This window comes from Actinomadura rugatobispora, assembly GCF_055379765.1.
In genome coordinates this window covers 7974800-7987884 of the sequence record NZ_AP029191.1, presented here as the reverse complement: position 1 = coordinate 7987884, position 13085 = coordinate 7974800, and the positions used below count along the sequence as shown (strand labels likewise).

Annotated in this window: 16 protein-coding genes and 1 pseudogene; 11 read left to right on the top strand and 6 right to left on the bottom strand. The window is 73.1% G+C overall.

Going from position 1 to position 13085, the window contains the following annotated elements:
* The first annotated feature begins 5 nt into the window (after nucleotides 1-5).
* The 7 genes from ACZ466_RS35825 (at nucleotide 6) to ACZ466_RS35795 (ending at nucleotide 4148) form a co-directional block, all read left to right on the top strand.
* Nucleotides 6-1058, top strand: a complete 1053-nt coding sequence (locus ACZ466_RS35825; protein WP_378290355.1) for an AAA family ATPase — start codon at nucleotides 6-8, stop codon at nucleotides 1056-1058.
* A gap of 71 nt (nucleotides 1059-1129) precedes the next feature.
* Nucleotides 1130-1678, top strand: a complete 549-nt coding sequence (locus tag ACZ466_RS35820; protein ID WP_378290357.1) for a hypothetical protein — start codon at nucleotides 1130-1132, stop codon at nucleotides 1676-1678.
* Nucleotides 1679-1733: 55 nt separating this feature from the next.
* On the top strand, nucleotides 1734-2078 hold the full coding sequence (locus ACZ466_RS35815) for a hypothetical protein (protein WP_378290359.1): 345 nt from the start codon (nucleotides 1734-1736) through the stop codon (nucleotides 2076-2078).
* On the top strand, nucleotides 2075-2566 hold the full coding sequence (locus tag ACZ466_RS35810) for a hypothetical protein (protein ID WP_378290361.1): 492 nt from the start codon (nucleotides 2075-2077) through the stop codon (nucleotides 2564-2566). The genes ACZ466_RS35815 and ACZ466_RS35810 overlap by 4 nt, the downstream gene beginning before the upstream one ends.
* A 159-nt stretch (nucleotides 2567-2725) precedes the next feature.
* On the top strand, nucleotides 2726-3625 hold the full coding sequence (locus tag ACZ466_RS35805) for a phage major capsid protein (protein ID WP_378290363.1): 900 nt from the start codon (nucleotides 2726-2728) through the stop codon (nucleotides 3623-3625).
* Nucleotides 3622-3945, top strand: coding sequence for a hypothetical protein (locus ACZ466_RS35800; RefSeq protein WP_378290365.1), 324 nt, complete (start codon nucleotides 3622-3624; stop codon nucleotides 3943-3945). Before ACZ466_RS35805 ends, ACZ466_RS35800 begins: the two co-directional genes overlap by 4 nt.
* Entirely contained in the window at nucleotides 3942-4148 is a 207-nt protein-coding gene (locus ACZ466_RS35795; RefSeq protein ID WP_378290367.1) for a hypothetical protein, read from the top strand. The genes ACZ466_RS35800 and ACZ466_RS35795 overlap by 4 nt, the downstream gene beginning before the upstream one ends.
* A gap of 285 nt (nucleotides 4149-4433) precedes the next feature.
* Here ACZ466_RS35795 and ACZ466_RS35790 read toward each other — a convergent pair whose 3' ends face one another.
* Both ACZ466_RS35790 and ACZ466_RS35785 read right to left on the bottom strand, forming a co-directional pair.
* Complete coding sequence (locus tag ACZ466_RS35790) at nucleotides 4434-4679, bottom strand: hypothetical protein (protein ID WP_378290369.1); 246 nt, start codon at nucleotides 4677-4679, stop codon at nucleotides 4434-4436.
* A complete protein-coding gene (locus tag ACZ466_RS35785; protein WP_378290371.1) occupies nucleotides 4676-4975 on the bottom strand; it encodes a hypothetical protein in 300 nt (99 codons plus the stop codon). Before ACZ466_RS35785 ends, ACZ466_RS35790 begins: the two co-directional genes overlap by 4 nt.
* 145 nt (nucleotides 4976-5120) lie before the next feature.
* Between ACZ466_RS35785 and ACZ466_RS35780 the strand changes: the two genes are divergently transcribed.
* Entirely contained in the window at nucleotides 5121-5366 is a 246-nt protein-coding gene (locus ACZ466_RS35780) for a winged helix-turn-helix domain-containing protein (protein WP_378290373.1), read from the top strand.
* Between the two features lie 143 nt (nucleotides 5367-5509).
* Here ACZ466_RS35780 and ACZ466_RS35775 read toward each other — a convergent pair whose 3' ends face one another.
* Nucleotides 5510-5968, bottom strand: a complete 459-nt coding sequence (locus ACZ466_RS35775) for a hypothetical protein (RefSeq protein WP_378290375.1) — start codon at nucleotides 5966-5968, stop codon at nucleotides 5510-5512.
* Nucleotides 5969-6147: 179 nt separating this feature from the next.
* Here ACZ466_RS35775 and ACZ466_RS35770 point away from each other — a divergent pair, with 179 nt between their 5' ends.
* Nucleotides 6148-6318, top strand: a complete 171-nt coding sequence (locus ACZ466_RS35770; RefSeq protein WP_378290377.1) for a hypothetical protein — start codon at nucleotides 6148-6150, stop codon at nucleotides 6316-6318.
* Between the two features lie 280 nt (nucleotides 6319-6598).
* A complete protein-coding gene (locus ACZ466_RS35765; protein WP_378290379.1) occupies nucleotides 6599-7009 on the top strand; it encodes an OsmC family protein in 411 nt (136 codons plus the stop codon).
* Between the two features lie 7 nt (nucleotides 7010-7016).
* Here ACZ466_RS35765 and ACZ466_RS35760 read toward each other — a convergent pair whose 3' ends face one another.
* The gene (locus tag ACZ466_RS35760) at nucleotides 7017-7574 is read right to left on the bottom strand and encodes an alpha/beta hydrolase (protein WP_464041811.1); all 558 of its coding nucleotides are present in this window, start codon (nucleotides 7572-7574) and stop codon (nucleotides 7017-7019) included.
* A gap of 208 nt (nucleotides 7575-7782) precedes the next feature.
* Nucleotides 7783-8589 (bottom strand): annotated as a pseudogene (locus ACZ466_RS35755) (alpha/beta fold hydrolase); the annotation flags it as partial.
* A gap of 217 nt (nucleotides 8590-8806) precedes the next feature.
* Between ACZ466_RS35755 and ACZ466_RS35750 the strand changes: the two are divergent.
* The gene (locus tag ACZ466_RS35750) at nucleotides 8807-9808 is read left to right on the top strand and encodes a phosphatase PAP2 family protein (RefSeq protein WP_378290383.1); all 1002 of its coding nucleotides are present in this window, start codon (nucleotides 8807-8809) and stop codon (nucleotides 9806-9808) included.
* Here the strand turns inward: ACZ466_RS35750 and ACZ466_RS35745 are convergent.
* A complete protein-coding gene (locus ACZ466_RS35745; RefSeq protein ID WP_378290385.1) occupies nucleotides 9793-13077 on the bottom strand; it encodes a bifunctional [glutamine synthetase] adenylyltransferase/[glutamine synthetase]-adenylyl-L-tyrosine phosphorylase in 3285 nt (1094 codons plus the stop codon). The two genes, ACZ466_RS35750 and ACZ466_RS35745, sit on opposite strands and share 16 nt — an antisense overlap.
* Nucleotides 13078-13085: the final 8 nt, after the last annotated feature.

The following is a 13085-nucleotide window of genomic DNA, read 5'->3' as shown; positions in this document are numbered from 1 at the left end:
CGCCCTTGACCAGGCAACCTCACACTTCTCACGGTTCTCACGCCGACTCCGAGGAAGTCGAGGATGACGCGCTGCTGGCCGACGTGCGCGACGGGGCATGGCTCGATGGCCAGGAGTTCCCGCCGCTGCAGTGGGCAGTGCCCGGACTCATCCCCGAGGGCCTGACGCTACTGGTCGGGCCACCCAAGGCCGGAAAGTCGTGGCTGCTGGCAAACCTGCTACTGGCCATCGCCGCCGGGAGGAACGCGGTGGGGAAGCTGGCCACCGGGCCCGCCCGCCGCGTGTTGTATCTCGCCCTGGAGGACGGCGACCGCCGGATGCAATCGCGCTGCCGAATCATCCTGGACGGCGAGCCGATCCCCGGCCTGTTCCACTACAAGACCACCGTGCCGCCTGGCCGGATCATCGCGGTGATCAACGCGTGGATGCGCCGGTACCCCGACACCGCCATGGTCGTCCTGGACACCCTCGGCAAGGTCATGCCGCAGGCGATGCAGGGGGAGTCGTCTTACCAGCGCGACTACCGGGTCGGGTCGGGACTCAAGCGGGCTGCCGATGGTACGCCCGGCCTGTCGGTGGTCGTCGTCCACCACGACCGCAAGGCCGCTTCCGAGGACTTCGTCGACAGCGTGTCAGGCACCAACGGTCTGGCCGGTTCCGCGGACTCCATCATCGTGCTGGCCCGTCAGCGCAAGTCGTCCGATGCCGTGCTGAAGGTGACCGGGCGGGACGTGCCGGAGGAGGAGTACGCCCTCCGGTTGGAGGGGGGCACCCGGTGGGTTTTGGACGGCGGGACGCTCGCCGAGGCCGCGGCCGCTGTGGAGCGGCGCGAGGAGAGCCAGAACCTCGGCGAGACGTCAACGGCGATCCTGGACTTCATCTCCCGCCGCGGCGGGACCGCACGCGCCGGTGAGGTCACCGGCGAGTTCGGCCCCAGCGCCGCCGAGTACCTCAGCCGTCTCACCTCGTCCGGGCGCCTTCTCAAGCCCAAGCGCGGGATCTACGTCCTGCCGCCGCCGCCCGGCCACCCCGAACTCGACTTCACCCCCGAGGGATGAGTGTGAGAACCGTGAGAACTGTGAGAACTGCAGGTCAGAAGCCTGTCGAAACCTCACAGTCCGATGACCAGATGGACGCCGAGCTACGGCAGGCCGTTGACGAGCGGCTCGCCGAACGGCTGGAGAGCGCCCGGCGCCGACGGGAACGGCGCGAGGCCGAACGCGCGGAACGGGCCGAGCGGAGAGCGGCCGGGTTGAGGGCCCGGCACGCCACCAAGCTCGCCCGGATCAACGACAAGGAGAAGACCATGCCCAACGCCAGGACCCCGGACGACATCGCCGCGCACATCGCCAAGCGCTACCTCGCTCACGTCAGCGTCTCCCCCGACGGCGAGTTCGGTGAGCACCTCGCACCCGAGGCCATCACGGCCGCCCTGGCGAACGTCCAGGAGGTCGCTGCCGGGCTCGACGGGCCGGTCCCGTGCTGGGAGCACGTGCCGTTCCTGGACGACAACGGCGAGGAGAAGTGGATCCTCCTGGACCACGCCGACGCCGACCGGCTGAACGAGGCGTTGATGTACGCGGCCGCCGAGCTGGCCGCACTGGTGGCCGAGATGAACAACACCGCTTCGCGCGCCGTCGGCCTGATCCGGCTGATCAAGGCCAAGCAGACCACCTGACCAACGACCGGGCCGGGCCCGCCCGAACCGGGCCCGGCCTCGGAAGGAGCATCGCATGAGAACCGAACCCGTACCTGGTGCTGAGGACCTGTACCCGCACGTCTCGCAGATCGACGCCCCCGGCGACCCCATGCACGGCGAACCCGTGATGTCCCCGCGCGTCATGGGCCTGCTGATCGCCCCGTCCATCCCGGAGTTCCTGGAGTGGTGGGAGGGCCACAAGGAGGCCGTCAGCGAGGGCCTGGCCGCCGGCCGGTGCGAGCTGCCGGAGGAGTGGCAGCGCGGCGCGCGGCGCCGGTCCAACGAGCTGCAAGCCATCTACAACTCCACCGACGTCCTGGACATCCTGCGGGGGCTCCACCGCGATCACGGCGTCTTCCCGACCGGGGCCCTGGCATGAGCAGAGAGGAGACCACCGTGCCCGAGGAGACCACCGAGATCCCGGCCGAGCCGGAGGCGCCCGAGGAGGCGCCCCCCGCCGCCGAGGCCGCCGAGGTCGAGCAGGACGGCGACCAGGAGGGCGGGAAGGCCAACCGGGAGGCCGCCCGGTACCGTACCCAACTGCGCGAGACGCGGACGCAGCTCGAGCAGGCCACCGGCCGCCTGGCCGCGATGCAGCGCGCCGAGGTCGAGCGGCTCGCCGGCCAGGGCCTGGCGCGCGGGGCCGACCTGATGGTGTACCGCGGGGAGGACATCGCCGGGTACCTCAGCGAGGACGGCACCGTGAACGCCGAGGCGGTCCAGGCCGCCGTCGCCGAGCTGGTGAAGGAGCGCGCGTACCTGTCGAGCAAGCCCAGGTTCCAGGGCGGGGCCGACCAGGGGCCCCGCCGGTCGGTGAAGGCGCCCCCGAGCCGCATGGGTGCCATCTTCGACCGCAAGCCGTCCTAGGCCGTCTGACGGCCCTGGGCGGTATCCTGGGTGACGAGGTGGCGGGCCCCCGACCCGTGGTCGGTCCCGCCGCCACGTCCGCCCCGAGGGCGACCGGCATGACGGCCCGTGGCCGCGCCGGAGACGACACTCCGTCTCTACGCACCACGGGAGAACCCTGTGACCTGGTTGACCACCACCGGCACGGCGGGCGGATCCTTCGCCCCGACCGAGGCCGCCGACTACTTCTTCGACCGCCTGGCCGCCATGTCGGTGGGGCTGGAGTCCGGCTTCCGCCGCGTTCCCACCCTCGCCGCCCGGCTCGCGATCCCGCGCGTCCTGGCCGACGGCGTGGCCAACTGGACGGCCGAGGGTGCCGAGATCACCCCGACCGACCCGAACGCCGACGTGGTGACCGCCACGCCCCGCAAGCTGGCCGCCCTCACCTACGCCAGCAACGAGCTGGTGAGCGACTCCAACCCCGAGGCGCAGAACGTCCTCGCCGAGAACCTCGCCCGCGCGGTCGCCCTCAAGCTCGACAAGTCCTTCTATGAGGGCACCGGCACCGCGCCGGAGATCCGCGGGCTGAAGAACCAGAGCGGCATTCAGACCGTGTCCATGGGCGCCAACGGGGCCGCCCTGACCACGCTGGACCCGTTCGCCGACGCGCTGGGCCTGCTCGCCGAGGCCGACGCCGAGGGCACGGCCATCGTGATGCACCCGCGCAACTGGCGGGCCATCAGCAAGATCAAGGAAGCCACCGGCTCCAACAAGCCGGTCATCACCGACGGGGCCGGCTCGCCGACCGAGGGCCCGCGCCGGTCGATCTACGGCGTCCCGGTCTGGCTGACCTCGCAGCTGGCCGTCAACGAGACCCAGGGCAGCGCCAGCACCGCCAACTCGATCTACGTCTACCAGGCCGACCAGGTGGTCGCCGTGATCCGCAAGGACACCACGGTCGACGTGGACACCTCGGCCGCGTTCTCCTCCGACCGGACCGCGGTACGGGTCACGCTGCGCGCCGACCTCGTGCTGCCCAACCCCGCCGCCGTCGTCCGCATCCTGGGAGTGATTCCGTGACCAAGGTCCGTATCGCCGAGAACCGCCAGGTCGTCACCGACCTCGGCCACCACCAGGGGGGCACCGAACTGGACGTGCCCCAGGACCTCGCCGACCAGTGGATCCGCTACGGCTGGGCCGAGCCGGTCCGCGAGCCCGGCAAGCGCGCCGGCGTCCGGGCCCGGATCCGCGAGCAGCTGGCCGCCGACCCTTCCCAGTCCAACCGCGCGGTCGCCGAGACGGTCGGGTGCGACCACAAGACCGTGGGCAGCGTACGGGCCGAGATGGAGCGCGACGGGGAGATTCCCCAGCAGCACCAGGAGCAGGAGACCGCAGGGTGATCGAGGAGACCGTGACCACCGTGCGGCGCCTCCCAGTCGACCGGCCGCACGTCATCGCCCGAGGTCAGGTGACCGAGCGCGGGCTCATGGTCGACGCCGAGGGCGGGCCCGCGGGCGTGGTCGAGCTGGGCGTGGTCACGTGGGAGACCGGTGATGCCCGGCCGTCCGGTCACCCCCTCCCGGTGGACCCCTTGATCATCTAGGGGGCTCGACCGTGCGGGAGGGCGCTGACCGGTCCGTCAGGTCCAAGGCTTCATGATCATCTCTGGTCCAACCGCTGCAGCGGTCCCCTGGAGCCCTCTCGGGCGGTCCCTCCTCGCCGTCCGAGAGGGCTCCACCCCCAGACACGGGACGGGGGCGACCGGCCGCTTCCCCAACCGGTCGCCCCCTGTAGGCCCTGGCCGTCCCCTCCCCGCGATGGATCGGCCGGCCAGGACCCACGTCCAGCCTCGCCCCCGTCCGCGCGCCGCTAGCCGGGGGCGAGGGGTTCAGGGCAGCAGCGCCGCCTGCGCTGCCTCCTCGACGCTCTCGGCGTCCACCTCGGTCAGGTTGAACGGCTCGCCGAGGTCGGTACGGACGACCTTCCACCGGTCGTCGCCGAGGTCGAGCAGGATCGCCAGGCGCTCGCCGCCGTCGGCGTCCCGGACGTTGAACAGCGTGGGCACCGTGCCGTAGGGCTGGACGATCCGCACGGCCCGACCGGCGATCGTCGCCGCGATCTCCTGGTCACTCACAGGTTGATCCCGCTTCCCGGCTCGAGCTGCGCGCGGCGGGCGTCCTCCTGGCGCTTGATCTCCGCTTCGGCCATGCCTTCGGCGAGCCGTTCAGCGGCCCGTACAAGGCCCGCTTTGACGTCCTCGGTCGTGCACGCAAGCTCCAACTCGGCGCGGCTGTTGGCGCCGACCAGGGCGCGGCATCCGTACTCGACCTGCAGGGCGCTGAGCGTGCCGCGCCGGCGGGCGAGCCATGTCCCGTTCTGGCCGGGCTCGACGTGCCAGCCGGGTATCTCGTCGTGGGGATCGTGAGCCATGAGGTTCCTCCCTGCCGGATCAGGGTCGGTCCCGCGGTCGCGGAACGTGGGCACGATGCTACGTAACCTTGCACCTCCTGTCACCGCTATGGAGGTGCTTACACCACCTGTGGAGCATTAGTGCAGGTCAGCTAGCGTCAGGATCATGGAGTGGCTTGGGCCTGAGCCGATCTATCGGCAGCTTGCGGCGTTGCTCATCGAGCGCATCGAGAGCGGCACCTACCGGCCTGGCTACCCGATCCCGTCCACGGCCGCGCTGTGCGATGAGTTCGACATCTCACACAAGACCGTGCGGGCCGCTACGGCGATCCTGGTGGAGCGCGGCCTCCTGGTTGGTGCGCCGGGCCGCGGGATGTTCGTCGTCGACCAGGACGCCCCGCCGGCCGAGTAGGGACCTGCGTTACGTTCATCAGAACGCAGGTCCTGACCATCTCCGCGGCGCCGCGGAGATGGTTCCGGACGCGAAAGAGCCCCGCCGGTCGGGACCGTACGGGGCTCTCCTCGGCGAGGTCCTTCCGGGACCTCGCGGACGAACTACCCGGCGATCTCGTCCAGCCGGGCCGCCGCCCGGTCGATCTCGCCCCGGCTCACCTCGCGTAGCAGGGCGATGCCCTCGACCTCGGGAACGGTCTCGTCGACGACCACGGCCCTGATGAGTCGCAGCGCGACGTTCGACGCCTTGGGCCCGTGGTCGCGCTCGACGCGCTTGATGCCCTCGAAGAGAGCCCACTGCGCGTCGTCGGCGATCTCCTCCAGGGTGCGCACACCGCGGGGCTCCCCGCCCGGCCAGTCGGACGACTTCCCCGCGGTGGCGTCCTGGGTATGGCGCGTGCACGCGAACACCATGGCGCCCTTGACGACGCCCACGGGGACGCTCGGCAGGCCGGTGACGGCGAGGTCGGTCCCGCACGCCACGCACGCGGTCCCGTCGCGCTGCTCGTCGGTGAGGGTGCCAGCGTCGAAGCTGATGGAGTAGGTAGGCTCGATGCCCATGGGGTGATGCCTCCTCGTAAGGCTGATCTCCTAGGGCCCGTCCAGCGCCGGAATCGCTGCGGCGGGCCCGTCCTGTTTCGGCATAGCTGCTGCTCACGCCGAATTACTGCCATTGCAGAATAAGCGGGCATAGCGGCATACGTCAACGCCGAAACCGCAGGTAGACCTAGAATCGTGCCATGGCAGAAAAGAAGCGTGGCCGTCCGGCGACCGGCCAGACCCCCAACCGCACCGTGCGCGTGCCCGATGCGGTCTGGGAGGAGGCGAAGAAGAAGGCCGCCGACGAGGGAAAGAACGTCTCGGACGTGGTGAACGACTGCCTGCGGGCCTACCTCCGCAAGAAGAAGTAGGCCCGCTCAGTTCCGCCCCAGTTCCGCCAGAGGCTCGGAAACGCTCGGAATCGACCGGAAGCGTTAGGAAGACAATGACCAGGTCAGGGGGCATGTCGCCGGATCGGCCCTGGTCACAAACCCGCAGGTCTCAGTTCGAGCTGTACTACGACATCTGAGTCGTTCGCCGGGAGCCCCGCCGCCCTGCGCAGGGCGGCGGGGCTTCGCCGTGCGCCGGGAAGAACGGGGGCGGGGAGCGTGTTGCCCCGATCAGACATCGAAAACGATCAAAGGGGCTCCGATGGCCGGCGTGAACGTGGAACGTACCGGGGACGTCTTCGAGGCGACCAACGACCGCGGGGCGCGGGTGGCGATCGGCACGGCGGAGCAGGACGGGGTGTTCTCGCCCGTGGAGCTGCTGCTGGCGGCGCTGGGCGGCTGCGAGCTGGTGACCGTGGAGCCGCTGACGGCCAAGCGCGGGCACCGGCTGGCGCGGCTGTCGGCCACGGTGCGGGCCGACAAGATCGCCACCAGCCGGCTGGGCGACATCACGATCACCTACGACGTGGAGCTGCCCGAGGGCGACGAGAAGGCGGCCGAGGTGTTCGCCAAGGTGGCGGGGCGCGTCCACGAGAGCTACTGCACGGTCGGGAACGCGCTGAAGGAGCCGATGAAGGTCGAGCAGGTCCTGCCCGAGCTCGCCGCCGACTGAGCACGGCTCAGCCGCAGACGGTGCCGTTCGGCGGGACGACGCCGTCCAGGAGGTAGCGGTCGACGGCCTTGCGGACGCAGGCGTTGCCCGTGTCGTACGCGCCGTGGCCCTGGCCCTTGAGGGTGAGCAGGACGGTCCGGCCGCCGATCTCGTCGACGAGGCCGGGCGCCCACGCGTACGGGGTGGCGGGGTCGCCGGTGTTGCCGACGACGACCATCGGCGGCGCGGACGGCGCGCTCACCTCCTTGTTGGCGTCGTCGCCCCGGACCGGCCAGCCGCTGCACTGGAGCAGGCTCCAGGCCATCGACGGCCCGAAGATCGGTGAGGCGCCGCGGAAGCGGGGCTCCAGCCGCCGCACCTCCTCGGCGGTGTGGCGTTCGGTGGTGTCGGCGCAGCTGATCGCGGTGTTGGCGGCCTGGAGGTTGGTGTAGCGGCCGTCCTCGCGGCGGCCGAGCTGGGCGTCGGCCAGGGCCAGGAGGGTGCTGCCGTCCTTGGCCCGGGTCGCCTCGGTGAGGCCGCGGGCGAGGAGCGGCCACAGCTGCTCGGAGTACAGCGCGGCCAGCACGCCCGTGGTGCCCAGGCTCTGGGTGAGGGGGGCGGGTGCGGTCGCGGGTGGGCAGGGGGTGGGCGTCCAGGCCGTTCAGGAGCCTGCCGGTGGTGGCGACGACGGCGCGGGAATCGCGGCCGAGGGGGCAGGCGGTGGTGCCGAGGCGGGCGCAGGTGGCGCCGAACGCGCCGAGCGCGCGCTGGAACGCGGCGGCCTGCTGCAGGTCCAGCTGGACGTCGCCGATCTTGGTGTCGACGGCGCCGTCGAGGACGGCGCGTCCCACGTTGCGGGGCAGCTGGTTGGCGTAGCTGCCGCCCAGCCAGGTGCCGTAGGAGACGCCGAAGTAGGAGAGGCCGCGGTCGCCGAGCGCGTCGCGGATCACGTCCATGTCGCGGGCCGCCGACCGGGTCCCGACGTAGGGGAGGACCGTTCCGGCGCGGGCCTCGCAGCCCTGGTCGTAGGAGACGCGGGTGTCGGCGAGGGCGCGTTCCTCGGCGGGGGTGTCGGGCGAGTCGTCCATGGCGGTGATCTGGTCCATCCGCCGGTCGTCCACGCAGGTGACCGGGGTGCTGCGGCCGACGCCGCGCGGGTCGAAGCCGACCAGGTCGTAGCGGGTGTTGAGGGCGGAGTAGTCGGCGGCGGACTGGGCGAGGGCGTCGACGCCGGAGCCGCCGGGCCCGCCGAAGTTGAACAGCAGCGAGCCGATGCGGCTCTCCGGCCGCGTCGCCTTGGCGCGGATCAGCGCGATGCCGATCGTGCGCTCGTCGGGCTTGGCGTAGTTGAGCGGCACCTTCACGGTCGCGCATTGGAAGGCGGGGGCGGGCTGCGCGGAGCCGGTCCCGCCGCCGGGCAGATCGCGGCACGGGCCCCAGGTCGGCCGCTGCGCGGCGATCGAGGACGGGAGGCGTTCGTGGCCGGCCAGACCCGTCCCCGCAGCCGGGGAATCGGCGCCGCCGCCCGTGCACGCGACCGTCCCGGTGCCGGTCAGCCCGCAGGCGGCCAGGGCCAGGAACGCGATCGCCGTCCGGGTCATGACTCCCCTCCGTTCCACCGCGGGGGGATGCCACTGCCCTACCCATCGTCCTGGAGGACGACTCCTCGACCGCCTCTGACCTGGCTTTCCTTCCGAACCCTGAATTAACTCACCCGAAAGTCCGGATAAAGCCTGAGGGTCGTACTACTCAAGTCTGAGAAAAAGACCGTTCGCCGCGGTGATCTCAAACTGATCACATCGCGGCAAAGTTGCCAGCATGGCGCACACCGCCCCGGCCCCCCTGGAGGGGCGCACCGACCAGGACCGACGCGCCACCGCGCGTACGGGCCGTCCCCCCCTTCCGCGAGCGCTCACCGCGCCGCCGATCTGGCGCGAGCTCCTGCTGATCGTCCTTTTCTACTCCGCCTATACGCTGACGCGGCTGCTCCTGGTTCAGGACGGCACCGGTCCGGCGTTCGCGCACGCGGACCAGATCCTGGGGGCCGAGCGGGTCCTGGGCATCGACGTCGAGCTGTGGATGAACCAGGCGCTGCTGCAGGTGCCGTGGCTGGCGCGCGCCGCCAACGTCTTCTACGCCACCGCGCACTTCGCGGTGACGCTGGCGACGGTGGTGTGGATCTACCGCAGCCGCCCGCACGACTACCGCTGGCTGCGTACGGGGATCATGGTGGCCACCGGTGTCGCGCTGGTCGGGTACTGGCTGTACCCGCTGGCCCCGCCGCGCTTCCTGGCCGACGAGGGGTTCGTCGACCCGGTCACCGCGCTGCAGTCGCTGGGCCTGTACGCGGGCGACGCCTCGGCGACGTTCACCAACCAGTACGCGGCGATGCCGTCGATGCACGCCGGCTGGGCGCTGTGGTGCGGGTTCGCGCTGGTCCGGCTGGCCACGCCGCGCTGGGCGAAGGTGTTCGGGGTGCTGTACCCGCTGACGACGGTGCTGGTCATCCTGGGCACCGCCAACCACTACGTGCTGGACGCCGTCGCCGGCTGGGCGCTGATCGGCGCCGCACTGGGCCTGTCCTGGCTGCTGTACCACCGCTACCCGGCCGAGCTGAAGGAGATGTGCCGGCAGGTGGCGGGGGTGCTGGTCCGCCGGGTGGCGTGGCCGGCGCTGATGGCGCGGCGGGCCGCCGGGCCCGCCGCGGCCTGGACCTCGTCCACCGGACGGGCGCCCGCCGCCCCGCCCGGCCCGGAGACCGTCGGGGGCGTCTCCGGGCCGGAGCAGGGGGCCCGCTCGACCGATCAGGTGACGCCGTAGAAGACCCGGTCCACGACCGCCCTGGCGCGGCGGGCGTGCCGGCGGTAGTCCTCCAGCAGGTCGCCCGTCCCGGGGTAGCCGAGGACGCGGGTGACGGCGCTGCGCTCCTTGTGGTGGTCGGTGGGGAGCAGGTCGGACGCCCGCCCGCGGACCAGCATCATCGTGCCCCTGATCCGCGTGGCGAGCTGCCACGCCTCCGACAGCACCCGGGCGTCGTCCTCGGCCAGGAGGCGGGCGGACGCGGCGGCGTCGAGGGTGGCCAGGGTGCGGGTGGTGCGCAGTGCCGGGAACTCGTGCGCGTGCCGGAGCTGGAGGAGCTGGGCGACCCACTCCACGTCCGACAGCCCGCCCGGCCCCAGCTTGGTGTGCAGCCGCCGGTCCACCCCGCGCGGCAGCCGCTCGGACTCCATCCGCGCCTTGAGCCGCCGGATCTGCCGCACGGCGTCGTCGTCGATGCCGTCCTCCGGCCAGCGGACCGGGTCGATCAGGGCGCGGAACCGCTCGCACAGCTCCGGGTCGCCGATGATCGGGTCGGCGCGCAGCAGCGCCTGGCTCTCCCAGGGCGCCGACCAGCGGGCGTAGTACGCGGCGTAGGAGGCCAGCGTGCGCACCAGCGGGCCCTGCCGCCCCTCGGGGCGCAGGTTGGGGTCGATCTCCAGCGGCGGGTCGGGGGCGGGCAGCGCCAGCAGCCTGCGCATCTCCTCGGCCACGGCGTGCGCGGCGCGTCCGGCGTCCCGCTCGTCGGCGCCGGGCAGCGGGTCGTGCACGAACATCACGTCGGCGTCGCTGCCGTAGCCGAGCTCGTGGCCGCCGAACCGGCCCATCGCCACCACCGCCATCCGGGTGGGCAGCGGCGCGCGCAGCTCCGCCTCCACCTTGCTGACGGCGGCGCGCAGCCCGGCCTCGACGGTGACGGTGGCGATGTCGGTGAGCGCCTCGCCGACGGCGCGGACGTCGGCCAGGCCGAGCAGGTCGGCGACCGCGACCCGGAACAGCTCGCGGCGGCGCAGCCCGCGGACGACGGCGACGGCGTCCTCGGCCGGCATCGCCTTGCCGCCCGGCGCTCCCTTGCCGCCCTGTGCTCCCGGCGCCCCCTTACCGCCCGGCGCCCCCCTACCTCCCGGAGTCCCCTCGCCGGCGCCCTCGGCGTGGCGGCGCACGGCCGCGAGCGCCTCGGTACGGAGCGCGTCGTACGAGCGCGGGGCCAGCTCGGCGCTCTTGCCGAGCATGGTGACCGCCTCGGGCGCGCGCAGCAGCAGGTCGGTGGCGTACTGGCTGGACCCCAGCAGCCACGCCATCCGCTCGGCCACGGTGACCTCGTCGCGCAGCAGCCGCAGGTACCAGGGGGTGGTGCCGAGCGCGTCGCTGACCTTGCGGAACCCCAGCAGCCCGGCGTCGGGGTCGGGGGCGTCGGCGAACCAGCCGAGCATCACCGGCAGCAGGGTGCGCTGGATGGCCGCGCGCCGCGACACCCCCGAGGTGAGCGCCTCGATGTGCCGCAGCGCCCCGGCCGGGTCGTTGTAGCCGAGGGCCACCAGGCGGGTGCGGGCGGCCTCGGGGGTGAGCCGGGCCCCCTCTCCGGGGAGCCGGGCCACGGCGCGCAGCAGCGGCCGGTAGAAGAGCTTCTCGTGGATGCGCCGGACCTCGCGGGCGTGCCGCCGCCACAGCGCGGTGAACTCGCCGATCGGCTCGGTGCGCAGCCCCAGGGCCCGGCCGAGGCGGCGCAGGTCGTCGGGGTCGTCGGGCACCAGGTGGGTGCGGCGGAGCCGGTGCAGCTGGACGAGGTGCTCCACGCGCCGCAGGAAGCGGTAGGCGGAGGTGAGCGCCGCGGCGTCGTCCCGGCCCACGTACCCGCCCTCCGACAGCCGGGTCAGCGCCTCCAGCGTGTTGGGCGTGTGCAGGGCCTCGTCGGCCCGGCCGTGGACGAGCTGGAGCAGCTGGACGGCGAACTCCACGTCCCGCAGCCCGCCCGGGCCGAGCTTGAGCTGCCGCTCGGCCTCGGCGCTGCGCTGGTTGAGGTGGGCCTCCACGCGGCGGCGCATGGCCTGGATGTCCTCGACGAAGCCCACGCCCGCCGCGGCCTTCCAGACCAGCGGGGTGATGGTGTCGAGGTAGCGCGCGCCCAGCTCGGCGTCGCCCGCGACGGGGCGCGCCTTGAGCAGGGCCTGGAACTCCCAGGTCTTGGCCCAGCGCTCGTAGTAGGCGCGGTGGCTGGCCAGCGTGCGGGCCAGCGGGCCGGACTTGCCCTCGGGACGCAGCGCCGCGTCCACCTCCCACAGCGAGCCCTCGATCGTGCTGGCCGAGCAGGCGCGCATCATGGCGGAGGCGAGGCGGTTGGCGGCGCGCAGGGCGACGTCCTCGGCGGCGCCGTCGCGGGCTTCCGCCACGAAGATCACGTCCACGTCGCTGACGTAGTTGAGCTCGCGCCCGCCGCACTTGCCCATGCCGATGACCGCCAGCCGGCAGGCGCCGTGGCCGGGGACCTCGGCGCGGGCCACGGCCAGGCCGGCCTCCAGCGCGGCGGCGGCCAGGTCGGCCAGCTCTGCGGCCACCTCCCCCACGCCGGCCACGCCGGTCAGGTCGCGGCCGGCCAGCGCCAGCAGGTGCCGCCGGTACTCGGCGCGCAGCGCGACCAGCGTGTCGGGGGTGGCGTCGCGGGCGACGGGCTCGGACGCGGCCGGGTCGGCGCCCACGGCGAGCAGGAGCGCCGCGCGGAGCGCTTCGGGGGGCGGACCGCCCGAGGCGCTCGGCCCCTCCCCCTCCGCCGCCTGCCGGACGGCGCCGGGGCCGCTCTCCTGGGCGAGGCCGTCCGGGGACGCGGCGTCCGCGGCGGGGGCGTCGCCGGCGGGGGCGTCGGTCGCGGAGGCGCCGGCCGCCGGGGCGAGGACCCCGACTTGGATCGGTCCATCGCCGTCCAGGGCTCGCCAGTGCCCGGGATGGCGGGCCAGGTGGTCGCCCAGGGCCGCGCTCACCCCCAGCACGACCGGCAGCCGCTCCCGGACGGGGCCGTCCTTGCCCAGCGCCCGGCGCAGTTCCTCCCCCTGCCCGGCCTGGTCGGCGGCCGCCAGCAGCCGCACCAGCCCGTCGAGGGCGAGATCGGGATCGGCCGTGGCGCCCAGTGCGTCCAGCAGATCGTCGGACGGCGCGGCGCCCCCCTCGCGCCCGGCCTCCAGCAGCGCCCGCTCGGCGCGGCCCGCATCGGTGAAACCCAGTCTGGCCAGGCGCCCGGCCAGGGTGGGACGGCGATCAGGTGTCCACGGCTCGCTCACGGCCTCAA

What these genes read in the sequence shown, in the direction of transcription:
- ACZ466_RS35750 (WP_378290383.1), top strand. Translation starts at nt 8,807, where the DNA reads ATGGCGCACACCGCCCCGGCCCCCCTGGAGGGGCGCACCGACCAGGAC.
- ACZ466_RS35770 (WP_378290377.1), top strand. Translation starts at nt 6,148, where the DNA reads ATGGCAGAAAAGAAGCGTGGCCGTCCGGCGACCGGCCAGACCCCCAAC.
- ACZ466_RS35820 (WP_378290357.1), top strand. Translation starts at nt 1,130, where the DNA reads ATGGACGCCGAGCTACGGCAGGCCGTTGACGAGCGGCTCGCCGAACGG.
- ACZ466_RS35785 (WP_378290371.1), bottom strand. Translation starts at nt 4,975, where the DNA reads ATGGCTCACGATCCCCACGACGAGATACCCGGCTGGCACGTCGAGCCC.
- ACZ466_RS35765 (WP_378290379.1), top strand. Translation starts at nt 6,599, where the DNA reads ATGGCCGGCGTGAACGTGGAACGTACCGGGGACGTCTTCGAGGCGACC.
- ACZ466_RS35810 (WP_378290361.1), top strand. Translation starts at nt 2,075, where the DNA reads ATGAGCAGAGAGGAGACCACCGTGCCCGAGGAGACCACCGAGATCCCG.
- ACZ466_RS35815 (WP_378290359.1), top strand. Translation starts at nt 1,734, where the DNA reads ATGAGAACCGAACCCGTACCTGGTGCTGAGGACCTGTACCCGCACGTC.
- ACZ466_RS35780 (WP_378290373.1), top strand. Translation starts at nt 5,121, where the DNA reads ATGGAGTGGCTTGGGCCTGAGCCGATCTATCGGCAGCTTGCGGCGTTG.
- ACZ466_RS35775 (WP_378290375.1), bottom strand. Translation starts at nt 5,968, where the DNA reads ATGGGCATCGAGCCTACCTACTCCATCAGCTTCGACGCTGGCACCCTC.